Source organism: Sphingobacterium wenxiniae (assembly GCF_900116225.1).
In the GTDB taxonomy this organism is placed as follows: Bacteria; Bacteroidota; Bacteroidia; order Sphingobacteriales; family Sphingobacteriaceae; genus Sphingobacterium; species Sphingobacterium wenxiniae.
This window is the reverse complement of the sequence record NZ_FOZZ01000008.1, coordinates 103,321-126,453: the sequence shown is the minus strand read 5'-3', so window position 1 is coordinate 126,453 and position 23,133 is coordinate 103,321. Positions and strand designations below refer to the sequence as shown.

At 40.1% G+C, this 23,133-nt stretch carries 21 protein-coding genes and 1 pseudogene; 16 read left to right on the top strand and 6 right to left on the bottom strand.

Annotation, left to right across the window (positions count from 1 at the left end; all coding sequences use genetic code 11):
- Nucleotide 1: 1 nt before the first annotated feature.
- Nucleotides 2-481, bottom strand: coding sequence for a gluconate 2-dehydrogenase subunit 3 family protein (locus tag BM375_RS11850; protein ID WP_093366334.1), 480 nt, complete (start codon nt 479-481; stop codon nt 2-4).
- A gap of 81 nt (nt 482-562) precedes the next feature.
- On the bottom strand, nt 563-1,210 hold the full coding sequence (locus BM375_RS11845) for an HAD family hydrolase (RefSeq protein WP_093366333.1): 648 nt from the start codon (nt 1,208-1,210) through the stop codon (nt 563-565).
- A gap of 154 nt (nt 1,211-1,364) precedes the next feature.
- Between BM375_RS11845 and BM375_RS11840 the strand changes: the two genes are divergently transcribed.
- The 6 genes from BM375_RS11840 to BM375_RS11815 all read left to right on the top strand — a co-directional run bounded on the left by BM375_RS11840 (nt 1,365) and on the right by BM375_RS11815 (nt 6,440).
- On the top strand, nt 1,365-1,976 hold the full coding sequence (locus BM375_RS11840; RefSeq protein ID WP_093366331.1) for a fumarylacetoacetate hydrolase family protein: 612 nt from the start codon (nt 1,365-1,367) through the stop codon (nt 1,974-1,976).
- 1 nt (nt 1,977) lies between these two features.
- Nucleotides 1,978-3,702 carry a M23 family metallopeptidase gene (locus tag BM375_RS11835; RefSeq protein WP_093366330.1) on the top strand — a complete coding sequence of 575 codons (1,725 nt, stop codon included), beginning with the start codon at nt 1,978-1,980 and terminating at the stop codon, nt 3,700-3,702.
- 75 nt (nt 3,703-3,777) lie between these two features.
- Entirely contained in the window at nt 3,778-4,242 is a 465-nt protein-coding gene (gene bcp / locus BM375_RS11830; protein ID WP_093366328.1) for a thioredoxin-dependent thiol peroxidase, read from the top strand.
- Nucleotides 4,243-4,276: 34 nt separating this feature from the next.
- Nucleotides 4,277-4,477: a hypothetical protein gene (locus tag BM375_RS17350; RefSeq protein ID WP_093366327.1), complete on the top strand. Its 201-nt coding sequence runs from the start codon at nt 4,277-4,279 to the stop codon at nt 4,475-4,477.
- Complete coding sequence (locus BM375_RS17665; protein WP_093366325.1) at nt 4,467-4,703, top strand: PIN domain-containing protein; 237 nt, start codon at nt 4,467-4,469, stop codon at nt 4,701-4,703. The genes BM375_RS17350 and BM375_RS17665 overlap by 11 nt, the downstream gene beginning before the upstream one ends.
- A 267-nt stretch (nt 4,704-4,970) precedes the next feature.
- Nucleotides 4,971-6,440, top strand: coding sequence for a glycine--tRNA ligase (locus tag BM375_RS11815; protein ID WP_093366324.1), 1,470 nt, complete (start codon nt 4,971-4,973; stop codon nt 6,438-6,440).
- A gap of 36 nt (nt 6,441-6,476) precedes the next feature.
- Here the strand turns inward: BM375_RS11815 and BM375_RS11810 are convergent, their stop codons facing one another.
- From BM375_RS11810 to BM375_RS11800, 3 genes are all read right to left on the bottom strand, one after another.
- Nucleotides 6,477-7,967: a hypothetical protein gene (locus BM375_RS11810; RefSeq protein ID WP_093366322.1), complete on the bottom strand. Its 1,491-nt coding sequence runs from the start codon at nt 7,965-7,967 to the stop codon at nt 6,477-6,479.
- Nucleotides 7,968-8,110: 143 nt separating this feature from the next.
- Nucleotides 8,111-9,076 carry an MraY family glycosyltransferase gene (locus tag BM375_RS11805; protein WP_093366321.1) on the bottom strand — a complete coding sequence of 322 codons (966 nt, stop codon included), beginning with the start codon at nt 9,074-9,076 and terminating at the stop codon, nt 8,111-8,113.
- Nucleotides 9,077-9,148: 72 nt separating this feature from the next.
- Complete coding sequence (locus tag BM375_RS11800; protein ID WP_170852655.1) at nt 9,149-9,574, bottom strand: WxcM-like domain-containing protein; 426 nt, start codon at nt 9,572-9,574, stop codon at nt 9,149-9,151.
- Between the two features lie 491 nt (nt 9,575-10,065).
- On the opposite strand from BM375_RS11800, the gene BM375_RS11795 reads away from it, so the two are divergent.
- The 3 genes and pseudogenes from BM375_RS11795 to BM375_RS11785 form a co-directional block, all read left to right on the top strand.
- The gene (locus BM375_RS11795) at nt 10,066-10,800 is read left to right on the top strand and encodes a phage integrase SAM-like domain and Arm DNA-binding domain-containing protein (RefSeq protein WP_244525890.1); all 735 of its coding nucleotides are present in this window, start codon (nt 10,066-10,068) and stop codon (nt 10,798-10,800) included.
- Nucleotides 10,801-11,051: 251 nt separating this feature from the next.
- On the top strand, nt 11,052-11,507 hold the full coding sequence (locus tag BM375_RS11790) for a hypothetical protein (protein ID WP_093366318.1): 456 nt from the start codon (nt 11,052-11,054) through the stop codon (nt 11,505-11,507).
- A gap of 229 nt (nt 11,508-11,736) precedes the next feature.
- Nucleotides 11,737-11,895 (top strand): annotated as a pseudogene (locus tag BM375_RS11785) (helix-turn-helix domain-containing protein); the annotation flags it as partial.
- Between the two features lie 29 nt (nt 11,896-11,924).
- Here BM375_RS11785 and BM375_RS11780 read toward each other — a convergent pair.
- A complete protein-coding gene (locus BM375_RS11780) occupies nt 11,925-12,350 on the bottom strand; it encodes an SRPBCC family protein (protein ID WP_093366316.1) in 426 nt (141 codons plus the stop codon).
- A 206-nt stretch (nt 12,351-12,556) separates the two neighbouring features.
- Here BM375_RS11780 and BM375_RS11775 point away from each other — a divergent pair, with 206 nt between their 5' ends.
- The 7 genes from BM375_RS11775 (at nt 12,557) to BM375_RS11745 (ending at nt 23,121) form a co-directional block, all read left to right on the top strand.
- Nucleotides 12,557-12,985, top strand: a complete 429-nt coding sequence (locus tag BM375_RS11775; RefSeq protein WP_093366315.1) for an HYC_CC_PP family protein — start codon at nt 12,557-12,559, stop codon at nt 12,983-12,985.
- A gap of 87 nt (nt 12,986-13,072) precedes the next feature.
- Nucleotides 13,073-14,458: a TolC family protein gene (locus tag BM375_RS11770; protein ID WP_093366313.1), complete on the top strand. Its 1,386-nt coding sequence runs from the start codon at nt 13,073-13,075 to the stop codon at nt 14,456-14,458.
- A 15-nt stretch (nt 14,459-14,473) separates the two neighbouring features.
- On the top strand, nt 14,474-17,641 hold the full coding sequence (locus BM375_RS11765) for an efflux RND transporter permease subunit (RefSeq protein WP_093366312.1): 3,168 nt from the start codon (nt 14,474-14,476) through the stop codon (nt 17,639-17,641).
- Nucleotides 17,631-18,764: an efflux RND transporter periplasmic adaptor subunit gene (locus BM375_RS11760; protein ID WP_244525889.1), complete on the top strand. Its 1,134-nt coding sequence runs from the start codon at nt 17,631-17,633 to the stop codon at nt 18,762-18,764. The genes BM375_RS11765 and BM375_RS11760 overlap by 11 nt, the downstream gene beginning before the upstream one ends.
- Nucleotides 18,765-18,771: 7 nt before the next feature.
- Nucleotides 18,772-19,194, top strand: a complete 423-nt coding sequence (locus BM375_RS11755) for a hypothetical protein (RefSeq protein WP_093366310.1) — start codon at nt 18,772-18,774, stop codon at nt 19,192-19,194.
- Nucleotides 19,195-19,763: 569 nt separating this feature from the next.
- A complete protein-coding gene (locus tag BM375_RS11750; protein WP_093366309.1) occupies nt 19,764-20,612 on the top strand; it encodes a DUF3347 domain-containing protein in 849 nt (282 codons plus the stop codon).
- 7 nt (nt 20,613-20,619) lie between these two features.
- Nucleotides 20,620-23,121 (top strand): heavy metal translocating P-type ATPase, encoded by a 2,502-nt coding sequence (locus tag BM375_RS11745; protein WP_093366307.1) that lies wholly within the window; start codon nt 20,620-20,622, stop codon nt 23,119-23,121.
- The last annotated feature ends 12 nt before the right edge of the window (nt 23,122-23,133 follow it).

Sequence of the window (23,133 nt, the reverse complement as noted above, 5' to 3'; positions counted from 1 at the left end):
TTTATGCATTAATTTTTACGGCACCGTCATACCTTCCCGGAACCAATTCATAAATCAGTTTATTCTTCATCACATACTCCGAGTTCAAGTAACCTTGAATGGTGCGCCTTTTCAGTATACGCATAAAGGCATCCTCCTTTTCTAACCCTTGTAGATAGGCCAATGCCTGATCCGTGTTATTTATGCTTATCTTACTTGCCGCCTTCAGTCCTTCCAAGAAACTTTTTTGATCTTCTGGACTATGGCAATCATCTACCATCTTCATCACAAATAGGTGTAGATTCAATGCCGCCGCACCAGGAGAATCAGTTTCAGGAATAATCGCTTCAACCAATTGCTTTAGCAACGCCTCATCTTCGGCAGACAAGTCAACGTTCTGAAGTTCTATGGATGCTTTCTTGCTATCGTTCGAACACGATGTGGCAATCATCATCCCTCCGGCAAGAATAAAAAGCTGTTTAATGGCACTTCTTCTGTTCATGGTTTTCTCTTCTGATTATCTAAGGTAATAAAATTTTGAGAAATAAAGCGATGGATTTATTTCGACTAAATTCTCCTTTTTTTAAACCTCCCTTATCACTTCTTCTAAATCAAAAAACAACTTATCCGCATCCCCCAATTTCGCTCTTTCAGAAACATGTTTAGATACTGCGAAACAATGAAGTCCTGCTCCTTTGGCGGCAGCAACACCAGTAGAGGTATCCTCAATCGCTATCACCTGCTTTGCGGCTAAGTTTAAGAGGCTCAATCCTAACAAATAAGGCTCCGGATCGGGTTTAGGATTATTTACTTTTTCCCGTGTAACAAAAAACTCAAAATAGTTTAACAACCCGTGATGCCCCAGCACTGTCTCTACCGTAGTCTGGTAGCTAGACGTCACCAACCCGATACGGATGCCTCTTTGCTGTAATTCCGTCAGTATTTCCTTCGCATAAGGCATCAATCGAATCGTGCGCATATCTGATTTGGCATAATTAGCACGGGTTTCTTTCCACATAAAATCTTCCGAAGTATCAATGCCCCATTTCTCCTTCAACAGCTGTACATTGTGTACCAACGTATGTCCCGCAAAATAATCTATCCAATCCTCAAAACTGATGAGAAGGTCAAAATGCTCTTCCAAAATGGGTTGCCAATTGGAGAAATAAAAATATTCTGAATCTATCAAAGTCCCATCCAGATCAAAAAGGACTGCTTGTATATTGCTCATGCGACAAAAATATAAGTACTATTCCACTATGCCAAGACAAATTATTCAACGGATGTTCTCATCTCCATGCAAAAACAACCTTACAGACGTTCTCTTTTGGATTCCCTTTCAAGATTTATTAAGTTTGTTGAAACGAGTATCTAGAAAATTATACATGAAAGTCATTGCCGTAGGAAGAAATTACATAGAACATGCTCACGAGCTAAACAACCCCGTCCCGACTACTCCCGTCATCTTTATGAAACCGGACACCGCTATCTTGAAAGACAACAAGGATTTTTACTACCCTGAGTTTTCCAATGACGTACATTACGAGGTAGAGGTCGTGATTCGCATCTGTAACGAGGGGAAACACGTTTCGCAGAAATTTGCACATAAATATTACGACGCAGTGGGTTTAGGCATTGATTTTACGGCACGGGACATCCAAGCCAAACATAAGGAAAAAGGGCTCCCTTGGGAACTGGCTAAGGCTTTTGACCACTCTGCTGTTATCAGTCCCCTACTGCCCAAAGAAGAGTTTGAAGCTTTGAACAATATTACTTTTTCCCTCCAAAAGAATGGAGCAACAGTACAAAGCGGAAATACCAAAGACATGATTTTTGACTTTGACACCCTCGTGGCTTTTATATCGAAATACATCACGCTACGAAAAGGAGATTTGATTTATACAGGGACTCCTGCTGGGGTTGGTTCCGTTGCTATTGGCGATACATTGGAAGGGTTTATTGGTGACAGAGCAATGTTTAAAACAGCGATTAAGTAACATGAAGAAAATACATATTCTGCTTCTTGGGTTAGCATTAAGTTTACCAAGTCTAAAAGCACAGCAACAAAATATCCTCACTTCCCGAAATTACCCGCAAGGCTACTTCCGCAATCCGTTGAATATCGCTATGGATGCGTCAGGCACTTTTGGCGAACTGCGTTCCACACATTTCCACGCGGGTGATGATTACCGTACGCAACAACGCATTGGATTACCTTTACATGCCGCTGCTGAGGGCTTCGTCTCACGCGTACGTGTACAGATTGGCGGTGGGGGTAATTCTGTTTACATCGACCATCCCAACGGGTTTACAACGACTTATCTGCACATGGATAGCTTCAATGAAGCTTTGACAAAGATTGTGCGTGCAGAACAATACAAACAACAACGTTTTGACGTGGACATTAATTTAGAACCTCAACAGGTATCCTTGACAAAAGGTCAATTTATTGGGAATGCCGGAAATACAGGTGGTTCTGCTGGCCCACACTTGCATTTTGAAATACGGGACACCAAAACACAACGTCCTTTAAACCCCCAACTATTTGGTTTACGCTTTACCGACAACTTTAACCCGACTATCAACAGTGCGATGCTCTATGATCTTAACGATGAGTTGTTCAATGAACACACAGCTCGCAAAACGCTTGCTGTAACAGCTGTGCGGAGCGGTAAATATACGCTCACACAGTCTACCCCATTGGAAGTCAATGGCAAGTTCGGCCTAGGTATCAGCACGATTGATCGGCATCGTGCCGGAGGTTTTCAGAATGGAGTCTATTCCATTGAGCTTTTTGTAGATGCACAGCCTATTTCTACAGTGGTGTTTGAGGAGTTGGACTTTAACACATCGCGAGGTATACATGCTTATATCGACTATGCTCATTGGAAGAAAACCAAGGTGAAAATGCAGAAGAGTTTTAAAGACCCAGGTAATCCGATAGAAATCTTCAAGACGTTGGACAACCGTGGAGTTATCGAACTGAAAGAAAACAAAGTGTATGATGTCAAGTATGTCGTAAAAGATATTGCGGGCAATTGCAGTGAACTGGACTTCAAAGTGCGTAACACAACACAAGCTGCTACAACCGCAGCTAAACGCTACGGCGTAAAACGTCTTAAATACAACGAGGAAAATCATTTCGAAACCGAGGGGATCCAACTTCACATGCCGAAAGGCGTCCTGTACGATGATGTAGACTTTGAATACGGCACGACCGCGGCACCGGCCCATGCATACTCACCAACACACAGAGTGCATAATAGCCTCACCCCCCTATTCACGTCCTACAAGCTGTCGATCAGACCGACAAATCTACCGGAACATTTGCAAAGCAAAGCGCTGATCGCCTCGGCAGAAAATGGTTCGGAAGGTGGAACATTTGCCGATGGCTGGGTAACCGTTAACACGCGCAACTTCGGAAATTTCTACGTAGTTGTAGATACGGTTCCCCCAGTTATTACGCCACGCAATCTAACAAATGGAAAGAATGTCGCCAATCAAAGTAAAATCGATTTCACCATATCCGATAATTTCTCAGGCATACAATCTTTCCATGGCTATATAGATGACCAATGGGTGTTGATGGAATACGATTCCAAGAACCGACATGTATGGCATCGCTTTGACCCTTCCCTCCCCAAAGGTCAGCATACCTTTAGATTGGTTGTAAAAGATTGGAAGGATAACGAAAAGGTGTATGAAACAACATTTATAAAATAAAATCCCCCTATCCCCCAAAGGGGGAACAATAAACATCTCCCCCTTTGGGGGACGGGGGGATTAATCTTAAATACTATGACATTAAACATCGGCGATAAAGCCCCAGCTATTGAAGCTAAAAACCAAAACGGCGATACCATCAAACTTTCCGATTTTAAAGGAAAGAAAGTAATTCTTTATTTTTATCCAAAAGACAATACACCCGGATGCACAACAGAAGCCTGCAACTTCCGCGACAATTACCAATCCCTGTTAAAGGATGGTTTCGAGGTATTGGGCGTCAGTGTGGATAGTGAACAGTCCCATCAGAAATTTATCAGCAAATTTGACTTGCCTTTCAACCTATTAGCTGACGAAGAGCAAAAAATTGTGAACGATTATGGTGTATGGGTAGAGAAGAACATGTATGGTCGAAAATATATGGGCACAGCCCGCACCACTTTTGTTATTAATGAAGAGGGTATTATCACGCATATCATCAAGAAAGTAGATAACAAAAATGCTTCGCAGCAGGTAAAAGATTTAGTAGAGAAAGGATAACCAATCAAATTGATTTTCATTATATTTGTATATCATGAAAACGGTAACAATAGATATTTTAAATGATCATGCTTTCAATCTATTAAAAGATTTAGAGAAGCTGAAGGTAATTCGGTTCAAAAAAGATAGTACGAAGAGTACTAATCAGACTTTGACTAAGAAAGTTTCATTTCAGGCTTTAAATATTGATACTACATCTTTTAAGTTTGATAGAGCTGAAGCCAATGAGCGATAAGGTTTTTATTGATACCAATGTCATAATATATTCTTATTCCTCCTCGGAAGTAGAGAAGCGTCAAATTGCACATGCACTTATTCGTGAACAAGATTCATACATCAGCACACAGGTACTTACCGAGCTCTGTAATATAATTACAAAGAAGTTAAAGTTCACTTACAAGGTAGCAGAAAAAGCTGTCCAGGAATGCTGTAATAACAACAAATTATTTATTAACAACTAAGAGACTATTGAAGAAGCTACCCGAATAGCCAGTCGATATGGATTCTCCTTTTACGATAGTTTAATCATTAGTGCTGCGTTACAGGCAGAATGTGAAAAATTGTATTCAGAAGATATGTAACACAATCAATTAATTGAAGGTAGGCTAACAATTATAAATCCGTTTTTATGAATAAAACGAGCAAATTATCTATTGTCTGCGTGCTAAATACTAAATACTAAATACTAAATACTAAATACTAAATACTAAATACTATATTTGCTCCTTATGAGTAAGCAAACTGACGATTTTTTCAAAAATATTGTCTCGCATGCCAAGGAATACGGTTTTGTGTTTCCTTCCAGTGAGATTTATGACGGCCTGAGTGCCGTATATGATTATGGTCAATTGGGTTCGGAATTAAAAAATAACCTAAAGACCTATTGGTGGAAATCTATGGTGCAATTGAACGAGAATATCGTCGGAATTGATGCCGCTATATTCATGCATCCTACGACCTGGAAAGCTTCCGGACACGTGGATGGGTTCAATGACCCGATGATTGACAATAAAGATTCTAAGAAGCGCTACCGTGCCGACCAGTTGATCGAAGATAAAATCGACCGTTATGAGAAAGACGGGAAGACAGATAAGGCAGCCCAGTTGCAAAAAGATTTAGATGATGCGTTGAATGCAGATGACTTAGCACGTTTAAAAACCATCATCGAAGAACATAATATCGTCTGTCCGATTTCGGGCACGAAAAACTGGACAGAAGTCCGTCAGTTTAACCTGATGTTTGCGACCCAAATGGGCGCAATGGCTGATGGTGCTGAACAGGTTTACCTTCGTCCCGAAACCGCACAAGGTATCTTTGTCAACTTTCTGAACGTACAGAAAACAGGCCGTATGAAAATACCTTTCGGTATTGCCCAGATTGGTAAAGCATTCCGCAATGAGGTTATCGCTCGTCAGTTCATTATGCGTATGCGTGAATTTGAACAAATGGAAATGCAGTTTTTTGTACGTCCGGGTTCAGAGTTGGATTGGTATGCAAAGTGGAAAGAAACCCGCTTGAAGTGGCATTTGGCTTTAGGATCGAACCCTGCAAAATACCGTTATCACGACCACGTGAAATTAGCGCATTACGCCAACGCAGCGGTGGATATTGAGTATGAGTTTCCATTCGGATTTAAAGAAGTAGAAGGTATCCACTCCCGTACGGATTTCGACTTGAAGCAGCATCAGGAATATTCCAAAAAGAAAATGCAGTATTTCGACCCGGAAATCAATCAGAACTACATTCCATACGTTATCGAAACCTCTATCGGATTAGACCGTTTGTTCTTGACCGTATTAGCAAACTCCTTAGTTGAGGAGGATCTATCTACCGAAGAGAAAAAGGACTCCCGTACGGTATTAAAATTCCACCCATGTATTGCTCCTGTTAAAGCAGCTATCCTACCATTGACCAAAAAAGATGGCCTTCCGGAAAAAGCTCGTGAGATTATGGCAAAACTGAAACTGGATTTCAATATGCAATACGATGAGAAAGATGCTATAGGTAAGCGTTACCGACGTCAGGATGCTATCGGTACACCATATTGTATCACAGTTGACCATCAAACACTGGAAGACAACACCGTGACTATCCGCCACCGCGACAGCATGGAGCAGGAGCGTGTAAACGCTACCGAACTCCCACGGATTATCGCAGAACTGGTGAGTTGGAACAACTTGTTAGAGAAATTAGTATAATGTAAAATGGGCGAGAGAATATCTCGCCCGTTTTCACTAGTAGGACACAATAGTCTCCCCGCCCCACTCTTCATTCTGCCTAACAGTAAATGTGACCTCTTGCTGTTTCGTCAATAACTGTCCTCTAAAGACCAACTGCACATTTTCCTTGATACTGCTACCGACCGTAAATGTCCGGAGCAATTCATTCACCTTATCATATACTTCCACACGATATTGGATGGGCTGTGGCGTAACAACCCTTCCCATGAACTGATGAAAAACAATTTCCTTTCCATCTTCTTCAAAATTCGGGATAAGTATGATTTCCGACTGATCCAGCACGGGGTTTCCCATCGCTGCTACAAAAGGGCTGTAAAAATAAGGGTCGTGCTCAGGTGTGAAAATCAACTTGCCAATATAGGACAAATCATCGGAATCTGTAAATTCAAATCGTATCTGGCTATAATATCGCTGCAAAGTAGCCTCGATCTGCATCTCGCTGTCCACAGCGAAAGTATCCACCAAGCCGAAGATCTGTGCCCGATGATTAGAGAAGGGGTTGGCCATAAAATAATCATCGGCATTGGCACGCTCGGGGATATTAAGTTCCGCATTAGACACATTGCTCACAAAGGATGCATAATAATTCCCAATGGGTAAAGACAGGGATAAGTCCGGCAGATTCCCCGGTTCAAATACCTCAGTCCCCATCATTACCATATTTCTATTGTCTGCATCAAAAATATGGTAGTGCAATTTAAACACCGTAGCTTCCTGTACAACTTCGGAGACACCAATGAGGTGAAAATTGTCTATCCTTGTAACCCCTGAAGTAGAATTATACGCTGTTGAAGTTCCTCTTTCTCCAGCTTTCGGAATGATTTTTAAAAAGAGCTTTTTGCTCAAATCCAACTCAAGAGTCGTTAAATCAAATTGAAAAGAATTTTTAGCTTGAGCTGTATTGGTATTCGTAAACTGATTATCTTTTGCCAACGCCTCATATTCCTCTCCATCCTGCGAATAAAACAAATCAAATGCTTTCGGCCCAGTATTTGAAGAGCCAATATCAAAACCCAACGTCTGAAGTTCTAATACACGGGTTAATGGTATTTCAAAAATAAATTCCTGAACGCCCGTTAGGTTAAGGGCTCTTCCTGCTGTGTATGTATCAGATGCCCACCCTCCAGCATATCTATCCGGTGTTAGCCCACCATTATAGGTGATTTTGGCGCCTCCTACCACACGGATATCCGGGGTCAAAGTCTCGTTATTGAAAGACCAATAGTAGAGGTAACCTTGTTGGATGTTTTGGGTTTGTCGGGGGTTGGTAGAAGCCCATTTATTGACGGCTTTATCCGCTAACACACGTGCATTCTTACCTAGAGGCGTGGTACTCGATTCAAACTCCTTGAATTTGATCGCGACGGTATAGCTTTCATCCAAAGCATCAGGCGCAACGACATCTTTATCACAGGAACTAACTAAAAAAACGATGCTTAGAAAACAAAGAAAACTATACCAATTTTTTTTGGTATGATTTCTCATGGCTTATATTGTTTATACCTACTAAGATAGTAATTTTCCTTATGAAAACATGGTATATTTTCCCAATGTTTGGAAAATAAATCCTATAAGAGTTCGTCTAATCCATTTTTATGCATATCTCTATTATCAATCAAGGGACCTAATCAACACACTGGACGATAATATTTTCGTATTACATAAGTCTTACCGATAAGATAAAGTATACTCATCCCTACTAATAGCGAAAGGGCAAAAATCCATTGCGTGGTGGCATCCTTGTCAGCAAATTGGATGACCATTAAACCAATGATGAACTGCAACAGACCATACATAAATGAGATCAACAGCTTATTCACACCAGCCTCGTTTCCTAAAAACTGATAAAGATGAGATCGATGTGCCTGAAAAATATTTTCCCGCAAATACAAACGTCGGACAATGGTCCATACCGCATCGATGCCATAGACCGAAAGGAAGAGTATATAGATCACGTTGCCTGTATGCAAGATCAAAGTACCCAGCACAAAGAGCAGAATATAGGCAATGGCGACCGATCCCACATCCCCGGCAAAGCTCTTGGCTTTGGTGCGGAAATTAAAAAAGGTAAAAACCAATACACCAAGTAAGGTGTATATCAATAGGTGAGGATCCATAAAGTGGATTTCCCTATTCACTAACAACAGTAGCCCTCCCACGGCCAAGCTATAACAGGCGGTAATACCATTGATACCATCCATAAAGTTATAGGCATTGATAACACCGACCACCACAATAAAGGTGATGAGCAGATAATACCAAGGCATACCAAACAAGTTCAACTCATAAGCCATCAGCAATACAGCCGAAAAATGAACCAGGATACGAATCCTGTTGGATAACGTGAGAATATCATCAAAGAAGGAAACCAAAGTCATCATGGTCAACCCCAGAAAAAACCATGGATAAGGATACCCATAAAACAGGAAGTAAATCAGTACAGCAAAATAAAAGATAATCCCCCCTCCACGTAGCGTGATCGTACTATGTGAAGAACGTTCATTTGGTTTATCAATAATGTTAAAACGATCTGCTATTCGAAAATACAGCAGCTCTAAAATAAATAAGGCAATAAATACAAGTAGATATATCATTTTTCAGTTGTAAGCTGTAAGTAAGCAATTAAACCTCGTACCCCGGTTTTACGATTTCATCTTTTTACCAATTCAACGATTTACAAAGTAATCAATCGGCCATGTATAATCATCGTTTTTAGCATGGTCTATTCCATAGTCTGCAAACACCAAAAGCTCACTCCCCTCTTCCAACGCCCGGAAGGCCGTTCCATATCCTACCGGAACATGAATGACCTTTTGTTCCTCCGCCTTCAATACCATTTTTTCAATCGGCAGCTCAGGTGAAGCATTGTCCCATTCATCAATTTGTACCAAGTCCAGTTCAAAGACTCCAGAAAGAACATAAAACCATCGCTGTTCAATGCGGTGTGCACGCCAGCCACGAATCAACTCCGTATCTGTATTTTTGATAATATAAAACCGTTTGACCAATGTCATATCAAAATCGTTGACAAAACGTATCTGCCCTCGATGGTCTTTTGCAACTCCTCCTTCAATAAAACTTACCTTCTTCAAATCCTCCAAGATACTATAATTTAATTCCTCAGTTTTTATTGTTGTAAAGTAACAAAATTATTTAAGTACAACATAGTTTTTTAGGTTTTCCTGCCTTAATTAAAGGAGCAAAATTATCCTTTAACGAAGGGAAATGATGACGGGGAGAAAGATATCTCACTATTGACGCTACGTAGAGACGTAATATATTACGTCTCTACAAAAGTAGCCAACCAACACTATCATATAAAATAAATTTTCAGCAAAAATAATCAAAGAATAATAAAGGGCAAAGCATTTGTAAATAAAGGTTTTACGGCTGTTTTTTGATTTTTTGGTAATGTAGCAATCGGCAGTAATTAGCGAGGTTCGGAAAGAGTAAGGTTACTATTTCATTACTTTTAAGCATCGAAACAAAACTTTTTATTATATTGTATTTCAGTTATTTGCATAGTTTTTCATATTGTTTCGTGGCTCACTAAAGTTTAATTTTACATTAATGAATTGTGAGTATGGAAACGACAAAAAAATCAACGTTTAAGGTATTGTTCTACCTTAAAAAGAACGCCCCGAAGAAAAACGGAAAGGTTGCGGTTATGTGCCGAGTTACCGTAAACGGTAAACAGTTTGCATTCAGTACCAAGTTGGATATTTCCGCAACGAATTGGGATTTGAAGTACAGCAGGGTTTTGGGAAAAAGCCGAGAAGCCCAAGAGGTAAACGGCAAACTCGACAAAATCCGTTTGGGTATGAAGGAATGTTATTCCAAAATCCTAAAAAACGAGGGAACGGTAAGCAGTGCGAAATTGAAAAACACTTTTCTCGGAATGGAAAGCGGAGAATTGACCTTTTTCAAATTCTGCGAACAGTTTATAGCGGACTTTGAAAAAAAGGTAAACAGCGGACTTCGGGTACAAGGAACACACAGCAGATACAAAACACTTTTAAAGCACCTGCCGAATTTTGCCCTTGCGAAATATGGTTATAGCGATATAACCTTTCACGACCTTACTTCCGAATTTGTAGAGAATTTTGATTACTACCTGCGTGATGATTTAACCCTAAATCATAATACGATTTGGCTCTATATGATAAATTTTACCACGCTTTACCGATTGACGATGAGCAGAAAGCACCTTGCCTTTAATCCGTTCAGCGAATACAAGAACACCAAAAAGGACAAAGACAGAGGTTATCTGTTGCGGAACGAGTTGGAACAGCTTGTAGCGTTCAACTGCGAGAAATAGGGCGAATTGATTGGGTTTGATTTGAACTGTTTTGCTTCGTTTTGGGGAGTCTACTTCCCCCATAGCTTCCCCCTTTTTTGTCGATAGTTTTCCGCCAAACCACTCCAGATCTTCCCATGAAAATCTAATCATATTGTTAGACATGCTGAAAGTGCAGAAGTCTGTTAAACTCTGGCACGACTTCTGTAGTCTTACCAACAAACGGTCTTGAAGAATGTAGACCCCATTGTTTTACTAAAAGGAGGAACGCCATGAAAAGATTTTTGATCGGAATAATTGCCTTAGCATTGATAGCAGGCACGGCTCTGGAAGCAGACGCTCAAGGCAGAGGACATGGTAAGCATATGCGAAAAGAGCAAGTCAAGCATGACAGAAAGCTGCAGAAGCATGCTTATAAATATGCTGAAAAACGCGACCGGGAGTACCGTAAATACTACGAGAAGCGCGAAAAGGAATACCGTAAATATGTGAAAAACCAGCACAAACGGTATCGTGATCATGACAAGTGGTATTACGGCCCACGATTCTATCACCGTACAGAATATGTGTATTTTCCGGAATACCGCACATATTACGACCCTTACCGGCGTGGCTATGTGTACCAACGTCACAACGCTTGGGTGTTTGCTCCAACGATGCCTTCGGTTATGGCGGGTATCAATATTGGCGGACTACAGGTGCAATTTATGGCTAATTTGCCCTTGTAGCTGTTGGCTTTTGGTCAGCAAACCTCAAAAGGGTGCTGCATTGCGCGGCACCCTTTTTATATATTCGATCAACTTTTGTTAAGGTTGAATATTACTGTGATACCCTACGGGCTACTAAAAAAGCATCAATCACAAACGATTGGTGCTTTTTTTATGCTATGGGGCGAGAAATAGGGCGAATTGATTTGGTTTGATGTGGGTCATTTTGCTTTGTTTTGCACAGTTTACTTCCACACAGCAGCACATTCAAAATAGGGTGATAGAAAAAGCAAAAGAATTGCTTTCCACAACGGAAATGTCCGTATCTGAAATTGCTTATCGTCTAGGATTTGAACATCCGCAATCCTTTCATCGCTTATTCAAAAACCGGACTTCTGTTTCGCCGTAAACGTTTCGGACTTCGTTTAATTGACTAATTTATTCTTCTGCCAGTTCTTTGATTATTTGCAGTGCCTTTTTGCTTGCCGTATCCATTTCATTGAAATATTCCTCGGGCATTTCCGAACTCAGGTATAAAGTCGTTACACCGTCCTGTTCGTCCAACCGATACGTCTCACGCATATTCCCGAGTTTACGTCCTTCTTTTCCGGCTTCAAGCTCATGGAGATGATGAAAAGTTATTTCCCGATTTTTCGTAAGAGACTCTACAGTGCTTTCCATGCCGTTGTTTTCAGGATCTAGAAATTGGATTTTGCCATCCTGCTTGAGATCGCCTTTGTAGTGTGATCCTGGCATAAACGCCGCCGCCCATTTTTTATAAAGGTCTTTATCCCACAATATTTGCCAGACCTTTTCAGCCGTTGCGTTGATCTGGATAGTTTGTTTAATCGCTTGTAGTTTCATTTCTTTATATTTTAAGTGTTAATGACTAATTCGAGTAATCTGCCCAGATGTTTGAAGATTGGAGCCAAAAGAGCAACTATTGCTTAACAAAGTTATTCACATCTCTTATCCATTTGAATATAATAACCGCTAATTTTGAAATATTCGATTCTCAATGTGTCAATGTGAACAAATATTAATTACCTTTGCAATGTTTTAGTGTTTTTATGAAAAAACTGTTTGTCATATTGTTTTCATTCCTTTATTTGGTATTGGCTTCAGGCTTTACCCAATACTCGCATACGTGCAAAGGAATGGCAATGAAGACATTTAGCCTGACGAATACAGCACAGCAAAACTCGGACGAACCTTGTCCGATTTGTGCAGACAATGAAAAGGGGCTCACCCAGAAAAAGAAAGACTGCTGCCAGCACGAAGCAAAAATTGTAAAAGTTGAAGATAGTGTTAAAAAGCAATCGCAATTTGATTTTTCTGTAAAATTTTGGGGCGATGCAATTCCTAATAAAACATTAGGTACTGTATTTGATTTTCCTCTTATTACAGATAATACCAAACAAACTCCTTCTTATTTTTCTTCAAAAGTCGCTGTTCGCGGCACCCCTCTTTATATTTACCATTGCGTTTATAGAATTTGATTTTAGCGTATCGAATTGTCTAAAGTAGTCCAATGAATTTTGGCACTACTCAAATTCTTTATGTCTAATTTCTAAATTTTATATACAATGAAATTAAAGTTCATTGCATCTATAAGTTTAGTATGGGCAATGAGTTATAATAGCTTTGCTCAAACACTAAAATTAGAAGATGCGTTATATCGTTCGGTAGAACAATACGATAAAATAAAGTCGAAACAATCCATTGTTTCGGCAACGGAACAAAATACTATGTTCCAAAAACAACACTATCTCCCGGATGTAACCCTTGCAGCACAGCAAAGTTACGGAACGGTAAATATGCTTCACGGAACAATGTATGCTCACGGAGGTATGGCTTCGGCTTCGACCTCTATGCCGTTAGCAGAGCAAAACTGGAATGCGGCATTTGGTTCGCTCTATTTTGCTAATGTCAATTGGAACCTTTTTACATTCGGAAGAATTAAAAACCAAGTTGCGTTAGGCGGTAGGAAAGAACAGACTGCCAAAGCCGATTTGGAACAGGAAATATTTCAGCACCAAATCAAAGTAAGTGCAGCTTACTTGAATTTGTTGGCAAGCCAACGCATTAAATATGTACAGGAAAAAAACTTTGACCGTGCGGAGGTATTTTTTGAAATGACAGATACACGGGCAAAAAGTGGGTTAATTCCCGAAGTTGACGCCCAATTAGCCAAAGCCGAAGTATCAAACGCCAAATCTTTACAAATCAAATCTTACGACAAAGAACTTGAATTTTCCAAGCATTTGGCAGTTCTTTTAGGCGAGGACTTTCAGACCTATCAATTAGACAGCTTATATAGTACCACTATTCCGTTACAGAGTTTAGCAAGTCTGAACGATGAAGTGGATAAGCACCCTTTGTTGCAGTTACAGCAAAGTAAGATTGAGGAAAGTCTGCAGTCCGAAGAAATCCTAAAGTCTAATAAAAGACCAACTTTATCGGCTTTTGGAGTTTTGCAAGGTCGTGGTTCGGGCTTTGAGGCGAACTATGCACAGGACAACTCCGCTTATTCTTCCAACTATCTGAATGGTGTCGGGATAGACCGCAGCAATTACCTTTTGGGACTTTCCCTTACGTGGAATATTACCAATCTTTTCCGTTCAGAAACAAAGGTCAAAGAGCAACAATTTCTTACCCAATCCTTACAGCAGGATTTCGACTTGTTCAAAAAAGAACTCAACGCACAGACCCAAATGGCTTATTCGCAGTTGAACAATGCCAAAGAAAATTTTGAGGAAACCAAAGTACAGTTGTCTGCGGCTCAAATGGCATATAAACAGCATACGGCTTTGTACGAAAACGGCTTGACTACTTTGGTAGATTATACACAGGCGTTGTACAGTCTGAACAGAGCGGAGATAGATTACGAAATTGCCCAAAACAATGTGTGGCAGGCTTTACTTTTATTGGCTTCGGCAAGAGGCGATTTAGGAGTTTTTACCCAACAATAATAAACAGATTTATATATGAATAATATGATAAAATTTGCACTCCGAAAGCCAATATCCATCATGGTACTTGTACTTGGATTGGTGTTTTTCGGTGTGCGTTCAGTCAAAGATGTACAGGTAGATATTCTGCCTGAAATGAATTTGCCCGTAGTGTATGTAGCCCATACTTTCAATGGATATACACCACAGCAAATGGAGGGGTATTTTACAAAAATGTACGTGAATATGATGCTGTTTACCAACGGTATCAAAAGTATAGAAAGTAAGAATACACAAGGTCTGACCTTGATGAAAGTGAACTTTTACGAGGGTACGGATATGGGCGAAGCTATTGCCCAATTAAATGCGTTGTCCAACCGTTCGCAGGTGTTCCTGCCGCCCGGTGCGCCGCCACCGTTCATTATGCGTTTCGATGCTTCTTCACAACCCGTAGGACAGTTGGTTTTCCGTAGTCCGACCAAAACGAACAACCAATTACAGGACATCGCCAACTTTACGGCTCGTCCGTTTTTGATTGCTATTCCCGGCTTGACGACCGCACCGCCATTTGGGGGAAGTCCGAGAACCATTGAGATAAACATTGACCCGAACAAGTTACGGGCACACCAATTATCGCCCGAGCAGATTGTGGAGGCTATCAGCCGTCAGAACGTAACATCTGCGGCAGGAAATGTGTATATTGACGGGACTAACTATTTAACACCAACCAACAATACTCTTAAAACGGTTGAAGAATTTGGCGACATTCCGATTTTCAAAGGTCAGGTGGACAATGTGTATATCCGTGACGTGGCTACGGTTAAGGACGGTGCGGATATTGCCACAGGTTACGCCTTGATTGACGGTAAGCGTTCGGTATATATGAACGTGGCAAAATCGGGAAAAGCCTCTACGTATAATGTGGTGCAGAACCTAAAAAAGACTATCCCGAACATTCAGCGAAACCTGCCTGATGACGTAACGGTTTCTTATGAATTTGACCAATCTGTTTACGTGATCAATGCCGTAAAAAGCTTAATGGTTGAGGGGATTTTGGGAGCGTTGCTCACAGGGTTAATGGTTGTGCTTTTCTTGCGTGACCGCAGAGCCGCTTTGATTGTTATCTTGACTATCCCCATTTCGATTATTTCGGGGGTATTGTTCCTAAAACTATTTGGGCAGACCATAAACATTATGACCTTATCGGGATTGGCATTGGCAATCGGTATTTTGGTTGATGAAAGTACCGTAACCATTGAGAACATACACCAGCACTTCGCAATGAAGAAGACCAAAGCACAGGCGATTTTAGATGCCTGTAAGGAAATCGCCTTTCCGAAATTGCTGATTTTGCTTTGTGTACTTGCCGTATTTGCACCAGCCTTTATGATGACCGGTATTCCCGGTTCATTGTTTATGCCATTGGCATTGGCAATCGGTTTCTCAATGATTGTTTCGTTCATTTTGTCGCAGACGTTTGTTCCTGTAATGGCAAATTGGATAATGAAAAACGAACATCATCAGAAAGAGCAGAAAGAAACCCGTTTTGACCGTTTTAAAAACCTAGTGGCTACAATGCTCCAAAATGCAATGCCTCGTAAAAAAGTCATTGTTACGGGAAGTTTTGTTGTTGCGCTTTTAGCCGTTGGAGTTCTTTATATGTTTACAGGAAAAGACGTTTTGCCTACGGTAAATTCGAGTCAATTCCAAGTAAGGATTACAGCACCGGAGGGAACACGGATTGAAAAAACAGAAGAAAAAGTAAAAGTCTTTTTGAAAGAATTGGACGAACTTTTAGGCAAAGACAATATTGCCATTTCATCGGTTTATGTAGGACAGCACCCCTCAACTTTCCCTGTTAGTTCAATATTCTTGTACAATGCCGGACCTCACGAGGCATTGATGCAGGTGGCATTGAAAAAGTCAGCAAGTAATTCTGATGAACTGAAAGAAAAAATCAGACAGCATATCAAAGAAAAAATGCCTGAATTGAAGTTGTCTTTTGAGCCGATTGAGCTTACCGAAAAGATTTTAAGTCAAGGAGCGAATACGCCTGTTGAAATCCGTGTTTCGGGAATGATGAAGAAAATGAATGCGATGACGGCAAACAAATTGTTGGCAAAACTCAACGAGTTGGATTATATGCGTGACCAGCAAATACCACAGTCAATGAACTATCCGGCTTTTGAAATCAATATTGACCGTGTGAGAGCCGCTCAATTGGGGATAGATGCACAGGATATTGCAAGGTCGCTAACGCCGAGTTTGGCTTCATCAAGATATACCAACAAAAATATGTGGGTTGGTGGTATGATGGGGATTGCTTATGACGTTCAGGTACAAATGCCACAAAACATACTGAACAGCCAAGACGAATTAGCGAACATTCCGCTTTCCAAAAATTCGGACAGACCCGTTTTGGGCGATGTTGCTACGATTACCCCAACGAAAACTTTGGGAGAAAGTTACAACTTGGGTACAATGGGTTATACAACCGTTACAGCCAATGTACACCAATCGGATTTAGGTAAGGCACAGAAAGACATCGAAGCGGCAATCGCTTCTTTGGGCGAATTGCCCAAAGGTGTAAACGTTCAGGTAGCAGGTATGACCCCTGTATTGGACGACACGATGAATAACCTCGCAAGTGGATTATTGATTGCCGTTGTGGTTATCTTCCTTATGTTGGCGGCTAATTTCCAATCGTTCAGGGTTTCATTTGTGATTTTGACGACTGTTCCATTTGTGGTTTTAGGTTCATTGATATTGCTTAACCTTACAGGCTCGACCTTAAACCTGCAATCCTATATGGGTGTGATTATGGCTGTCGGGGTTTCCATTGCCAATGCGGTACTCTTAATCAGTAATGCGGAAACGCTTCGACTGAAAGACGGCAACGCCGTAAAAGCGGCATTGGGAGCAGCCAATCTGCGTATTCGTCCTATCATTATGACTACGTTGGCGATGACCGCAGGTATGTTGCCCATCGCTATCGGATTTGGCGAGGGAGGCGACCAAGTTTCTCCATTGGGTAGAGCCGTAATCGGAGGGTTGATAGCTTCGACGTTCTCCGTATTGGTATTGCTACCATTGGTATTTGCTTGGGTACAAGGCAAAGCGACAATCGTATCGCCGTCATTAGACCCTGAAGACGAAAACAGTACACATTTCATTAACTCTAACAATCAAAACAATGAACTATAAGTCAATCATCATATTTGCAATGGCGCTGTCTTTAGTAGCCTGCAACAACGAGAAAAAAGAAGAAACCAAAAAAGAGGGCAGTATGCCTGCAATGGGTATGGGAATGGGAATGATGAACCCAATGGAAACCGTTGAGATTTCAAAAACAAACCCTTTGGTCATGTTGAAATTGGCAGGGGAATTAAAACCCGACCAACAGACCGAACTGTTTGCAAAAGTAAACAGCTATGTAAAAAGTATTCGTGTGGATATAGGCGACCGAGTGTCGGCAGGACAAACTTTGGTAGTGCTTGAAGCTCCCGAAATCCAATCGCAGGTAGCGAGTGCTAAAGCAAAGTTGGAAGCTCAACAGGCCATCTATCTTTCCACAAAAGCGACCTACGACAGAACAATGAAAGCGAACGAAACACAGGGAGCTATTGCCAAAGACGCTTTAGACCAAATCAAAGCCCGAATGCTATCAGACGAGGCACAGTTGAACGCCGCTAAATCTGCATACAACGAAATCAGGGACGTTAATAATTACTTGGTTATCAAAGCACCATTTAGCGGAACAATAACAAGCAGAAATGTTGATGTGGGTGCATTTGTTACGCCAATGAACAAAGAGCCTTTATTGGTTGTGGAGAACAACAGCAAATTGAGATTAAACTTATCAGTTCCCGAAGCCAATACGCCTTATATCAAATTAGGCGATACGATACGTTTTCACGTTCGTTCACAACCGCAGGAGAAATACGTTGCAAAGGTCAGCAGAAAATCGGGAAGCCTTGATTTAAAACTTCGTTCGGAGAAAATCGAAGCCGATTTTATCAATCAAAACGGTTCATTAAAACCATATATGATTGCAGAGGCTGTCATTCCGTTGCAAAATTCAGAGCCTACGTTTTTCGTTCCAAAATCTGCCGTAGTGGAAAGCGGAATGGGTGTGTATGTAATCCGTGTAGAGGACGGCAAAACCCAAAATATTCCTGTAAGCAAAGGTCGTGTAATGCCCGAGCAGATCGAAGTATTTGGCGACCTGAATAACGGAGATAAAATTTTAAAAATGGGCTCGGAAGAAGTACAAGAGGGTACGGAAGTTCCTAACAAGCCCCATAATTCTGATAATGATAAAAAATAATTGAGATATGAAAATGAAATTAAAATTAGTAAGTATCGTGGCTATTGCCACGGTACTTTTCATTGGTTGTAATCAAAAAAATAACGAAACAAATTCTGATAACCAAACTTCGTCAGTGGTAAAAAACAACACGCCTACAAAGGGCGACCACGTACCGAGTAATTTGGTTTGTATGGTTAATGATGCTTATATGGGCAAACAGCAGTTGGAAGTACCGTTTGAGGGAAAAATGTATTACGGTTGTTGTAAAATGTGTCAGGAAAGAATACCAAAAGACGGTACAGTAAGATATGCAATAGACCCTCATACATTAGAAAAGGTTGATAAGGCGACCGCTTATATTGTCCTTATCGGAGATAACGGTGAGGTGGCTTACTTTGAGAATGAAACTAATTATCAAAATTTCAAACAGGCTAATCAAAAGAATTGAAATAAGCGAGGCTATTCACGATCACCAAAAAAAGAAATAGTGTAGTGAGTAATTTTCCTAACGCTCGATTGAATAAAATTTGTAACTTTATGTAATTGAATTTATGACAAGACGAATTTTCATATTGCTGATTGTGATGCTTGGTTTCTTTTTGACACCAACGCTGACCTATGCTTGTGGAAAAAAGACTGAAAAAACAGAAAAGTCTTGTTGTGAGAAAAGTCCTTCACAAACAGGCAACACGAAAGAGTGTTGCAAAAAAAGTCATTCGCAAAATGACAAAAACGATGACGGTTGTAACGGACAATGTGGAAATTCATCCTGCTATTGCCCAACTATAAACATCGCTATTGCATTACCTGTTTTTTCCGAACTTAGACATAGCGTTTTCTACACTGAAAAATTGAGTTTCTTCTTTACAGAAACCTACATTTCTTCGGGTTTTCGTTCTATTTGGCAACCTCCAAAAATAAGCTAAATTCTTGCCTTGACAGCCATAGTTCTGTCCAATCGAAAGCAAATAAGTGCTTACAGAATTAGTATTTTTATAAACATTAAAATTTTCAAAAATGAATTCATTAAGATATTTATTGACAGCATTGATAATACTGTCATTCGGAGTTAGTAATGCTCAAATTAAAAACTCAAAAACTGAAACCTTAAAAATTTACGGAAATTGCGAAATGTGTGAAAGCACTATTGAAAAAGCAGGAAATCTGAAAAAGGTAGCCAGTGTAGATTGGAACAAAGACACTAAAATAGCTACCCTAACTTACGATGCAACAAAAACAAATCAGGACGAAATCTTGAAACGTATTGCATTAGCAGGCTACGACAGCGATAAGTTTCTTGCGCCAAATGATGTATATGCAAAACTTCCTGAATGTTGCCAATATGAACGAGTGAATAAACCAGTTTCAAAAGCAGCACCCAAAACAGAAACACACGACCATTCAAACCATACGGCAACAATCAAAAAACAGGAAACAAACCAACTGAACACTGTTTTTGAAAGCTATTTTGCATTAAAAGATGCTTTGGTAAAAACAGACGGAAATACAGCTTCTGCAAAAGCAAAGAATTTGAGCATCGCAATTTCCGCAGTAAAAATGGAAACATTGACAACAGATGAACATAACATTTGGATGAAAGTAATGAAAGACCTATTATTTTATACAGAGCATATTTCAGACACCAAAGATATCGGACATCAAAGAGACCATTTTATGAGTTTGTCAAAAAATATGTACGAACTAATAAAGGTTTCAAAATCTGAAACTCCTGTTTACTATCAGCATTGCCCAATGGCAAACGATGGCAAAGGTGCAAATTGGTTAAGCAAAGAAAATGCAATCAAAAATCCGTATTACGGTTCACAAATGCTGACTTGCGGAAGCACAGTAGAAACAATTAAATAAAAAACCAATGAAACATACCTATCATATACACGGAATGACCTGTAACGGTTGCCGTAGCCACGTAGAAGAAACGCTTTCAAAAATAGAAGGCGTTTCAAAGGTTACTGTTGATTTAGAAAAGGCAGAAGCTACTATTGAAATGGAAAAACATATTCACTTAGAAACATTTCAAGAAGTATTAAAAAATGATGGTGGAAGATATAGCATTCACAATGTAGGGGAACATCATCACCATACAGAACCCAAACAGCACGATAAACCGAAAGGAAAAGGGACAGGAGTATTTTATTGTCCTATGCATTGCGAAGGCGATAAAACATACGACAAAGCTGGTGATTGCCCAGTCTGCGGAATGGATTTGGTGGAGGAACAAAATCTATCTACTTCCAACACAGAACAATGGACCTGTCCCATGCACCCTGAAATTGTACAAGACGAAGCAGGCTCTTGTCCTATCTGCGGAATGGATTTAGTACCGATACAACCCGACCTTTCTTCAGAAGAAAAGACCTATAAAAAATTATCAAAGAAGTTTTGGATTGCAATCGTTTTTACATTGCCAATTTTCATTATTGCAATGAGCGAAATGATTCCAAACAATCCTTTATATGATTTGATGGGACAAAAACAATGGAACTGGGTGCAGTTTTTCTTTTCCATTCCTGTTGTGTTTTATGCCACCTGGATGTTTTTTGAACGAGCTTACCGAAGCATCAAAACCTGGAATCTTAATATGTTTACCCTTATCGGAATTGGTGCAGGTGTAGCTTGGTTATTCAGTGTGTTGGGTATGCTTTTTCCGGAATTTTTTCCCGAACAATTTAAATCACATCACGGAGCAGTCCACGTTTATTTTGAAGCAGCAACCGTTATTTTAACCTTGGTTTTGTTGGGGCAACTTTTAGAAGCTCGTGCACACAGTAGAACCAATACGGCAGTAAAAGAATTGTTGAAATTAGCACCCAATAAAGCCACAAGAATAGTTGATGGCGAAGAAGTGGAAGTTAGCATCGACAAAATAGAATTAAACGATATTCTTAAAGTAAAACCTGGTGAAAAAATTCCTGTTGATGGTGTTATCATCGAAGGCGATACAACCATTGACGAATCTATGATTACGGGAGAGCCAATTCCTGTGAATAAAGCTATGAACGATAAAGTAAGTAGTGGAACGATAAATGGCAATCAAACCTTTTTGATGAAAGCCGAAAAAGTGGGTAGCGATACCTTGCTTTCTCAAATTATTAAAATGGTAAATGATGCCAGTAGAAGCCGTGCCCCTATTCAAAATTTAGCCGATAGAGTGTCGGGATATTTTGTACCGATTGTAATTCTCATTGCGGTAAGCACCTTTATAGTTTGGGCAATTTGGGGACCAGAACCTGCTTATGTTTATGCATTAGTCAATGCAATAGCCGTTTTAATTATTGCTTGTCCGTGTGCTTTGGGCTTGGCAACGCCAATGTCTGTAATGGTAGGTGTAGGCAAAGGTGCCCAAAATGGCGTATTGATTAAAAATGCCGAAGCATTGGAAAAATTTCACAAAATAGATACGTTAATCATTGATAAGACAGGAACGATTACGGAAGGAAAACCAACAGTAGAAAGTATCGGTTCTTTCAATAATGGTTTCAGCGAAAACGAATTGCTTCAATACATTGTTTCATTGAACACAAATAGCGAACATCCATTAGCCGAAGCAACAGTTAAATACGGAAAAGAACAGCATACTGAAATAATCAATTCGGAAAATTTTAATGCTGTTACAGGAAAAGGTGTTGAAGCTACTATCAATAGTCAGAACGTTGCTTTGGGAAATCCAAAAATGATGGAATACGCTAAAGCCAAAATCAGTTCTCAAATGGAGGACGAAGCGAAAGCATTTCAAAAACAAGGAAAGACGGTTTCTTATCTCGCAATAGACAATTCGGTGGTTGGTTATGTTGTTATAGGTGACAAAATAAAAGCAACAAGTGCCAAAGCCATTAAAGAATTACAAGAAAAAGGCATAGCAGTTGTAATGCTGACAGGTGATAATCACGACACAGCACAAGCAGTAGCTTCAGAGCTAAAACTTACAGATTTTAAAGCAAGTATGTTGCCTGAAGATAAACTGAAAGAAGTGGAGAAACTACAAGAAAAAGGGAACGTTGTGGCAATGGCAGGAGACGGAATTAATGATGCACCGGCATTAGCAAAAAGTGATGTTGGTATAGCAATGGGAACAGGCACAGATGTAGCCATTGAAAGTGCTATGATAACTTTGGTAAAAGGCGATTTACACGGAATTGTGAAAGCCAGAAATTTAAGTGATTCTGTAATGAAAAACATTAAGCAGAACCTGTTTTTCGCCCTTGTCTATAACATATTAGGAATCCCAATTGCAGCAGGTGTATTATTTCCGTTTTTCGGAATATTGCTCTCTCCAATGATAGCAGCACTTGCAATGAGTTTTAGTTCAGTTTCCGTAATTGTAAATGCACTTAGACTTAGAAGCATTAAAATATAAAGAAATAATACT

Coding starts and splice junctions, on each gene's coding strand:
- BM375_RS11850 (WP_093366334.1), bottom strand. CDS start 481: ATGAACAGAAGAAGTGCCATTAAACAGCTTTTTATTCTTGCCGGAGGG.
- BM375_RS11845 (WP_093366333.1), bottom strand. CDS start 1,210: ATGAGCAATATACAAGCAGTCCTTTTTGATCTGGATGGGACTTTGATA.
- BM375_RS11840 (WP_093366331.1), top strand. CDS start 1,365: ATGAAAGTCATTGCCGTAGGAAGAAATTACATAGAACATGCTCACGAG.
- BM375_RS11835 (WP_093366330.1), top strand. CDS start 1,978: ATGAAGAAAATACATATTCTGCTTCTTGGGTTAGCATTAAGTTTACCA.
- bcp (WP_093366328.1), top strand. CDS start 3,778: ATGACATTAAACATCGGCGATAAAGCCCCAGCTATTGAAGCTAAAAAC.
- BM375_RS17350 (WP_093366327.1), top strand. CDS start 4,277: ATGAAAACGGTAACAATAGATATTTTAAATGATCATGCTTTCAATCTA.
- BM375_RS17665 (WP_093366325.1), top strand. CDS start 4,467: ATGAGCGATAAGGTTTTTATTGATACCAATGTCATAATATATTCTTAT.
- BM375_RS11815 (WP_093366324.1), top strand. CDS start 4,971: ATGAGTAAGCAAACTGACGATTTTTTCAAAAATATTGTCTCGCATGCC.
- BM375_RS11810 (WP_093366322.1), bottom strand. CDS start 7,967: ATGAGAAATCATACCAAAAAAAATTGGTATAGTTTTCTTTGTTTTCTA.
- BM375_RS11805 (WP_093366321.1), bottom strand. CDS start 9,076: ATGATATATCTACTTGTATTTATTGCCTTATTTATTTTAGAGCTGCTG.
- BM375_RS11795 (WP_244525890.1), top strand. CDS start 10,066: ATGGAAACGACAAAAAAATCAACGTTTAAGGTATTGTTCTACCTTAAA.
- BM375_RS11790 (WP_093366318.1), top strand. CDS start 11,052: ATGAAAAGATTTTTGATCGGAATAATTGCCTTAGCATTGATAGCAGGC.
- BM375_RS11780 (WP_093366316.1), bottom strand. CDS start 12,350: ATGAAACTACAAGCGATTAAACAAACTATCCAGATCAACGCAACGGCT.
- BM375_RS11775 (WP_093366315.1), top strand. CDS start 12,557: ATGAAAAAACTGTTTGTCATATTGTTTTCATTCCTTTATTTGGTATTG.
- BM375_RS11770 (WP_093366313.1), top strand. CDS start 13,073: ATGAAATTAAAGTTCATTGCATCTATAAGTTTAGTATGGGCAATGAGT.
- BM375_RS11765 (WP_093366312.1), top strand. CDS start 14,474: ATGAATAATATGATAAAATTTGCACTCCGAAAGCCAATATCCATCATG.
- BM375_RS11760 (WP_244525889.1), top strand. CDS start 17,631: ATGAACTATAAGTCAATCATCATATTTGCAATGGCGCTGTCTTTAGTA.
- BM375_RS11755 (WP_093366310.1), top strand. CDS start 18,772: ATGAAAATGAAATTAAAATTAGTAAGTATCGTGGCTATTGCCACGGTA.
- BM375_RS11750 (WP_093366309.1), top strand. CDS start 19,764: ATGAATTCATTAAGATATTTATTGACAGCATTGATAATACTGTCATTC.
- BM375_RS11745 (WP_093366307.1), top strand. CDS start 20,620: ATGAAACATACCTATCATATACACGGAATGACCTGTAACGGTTGCCGT.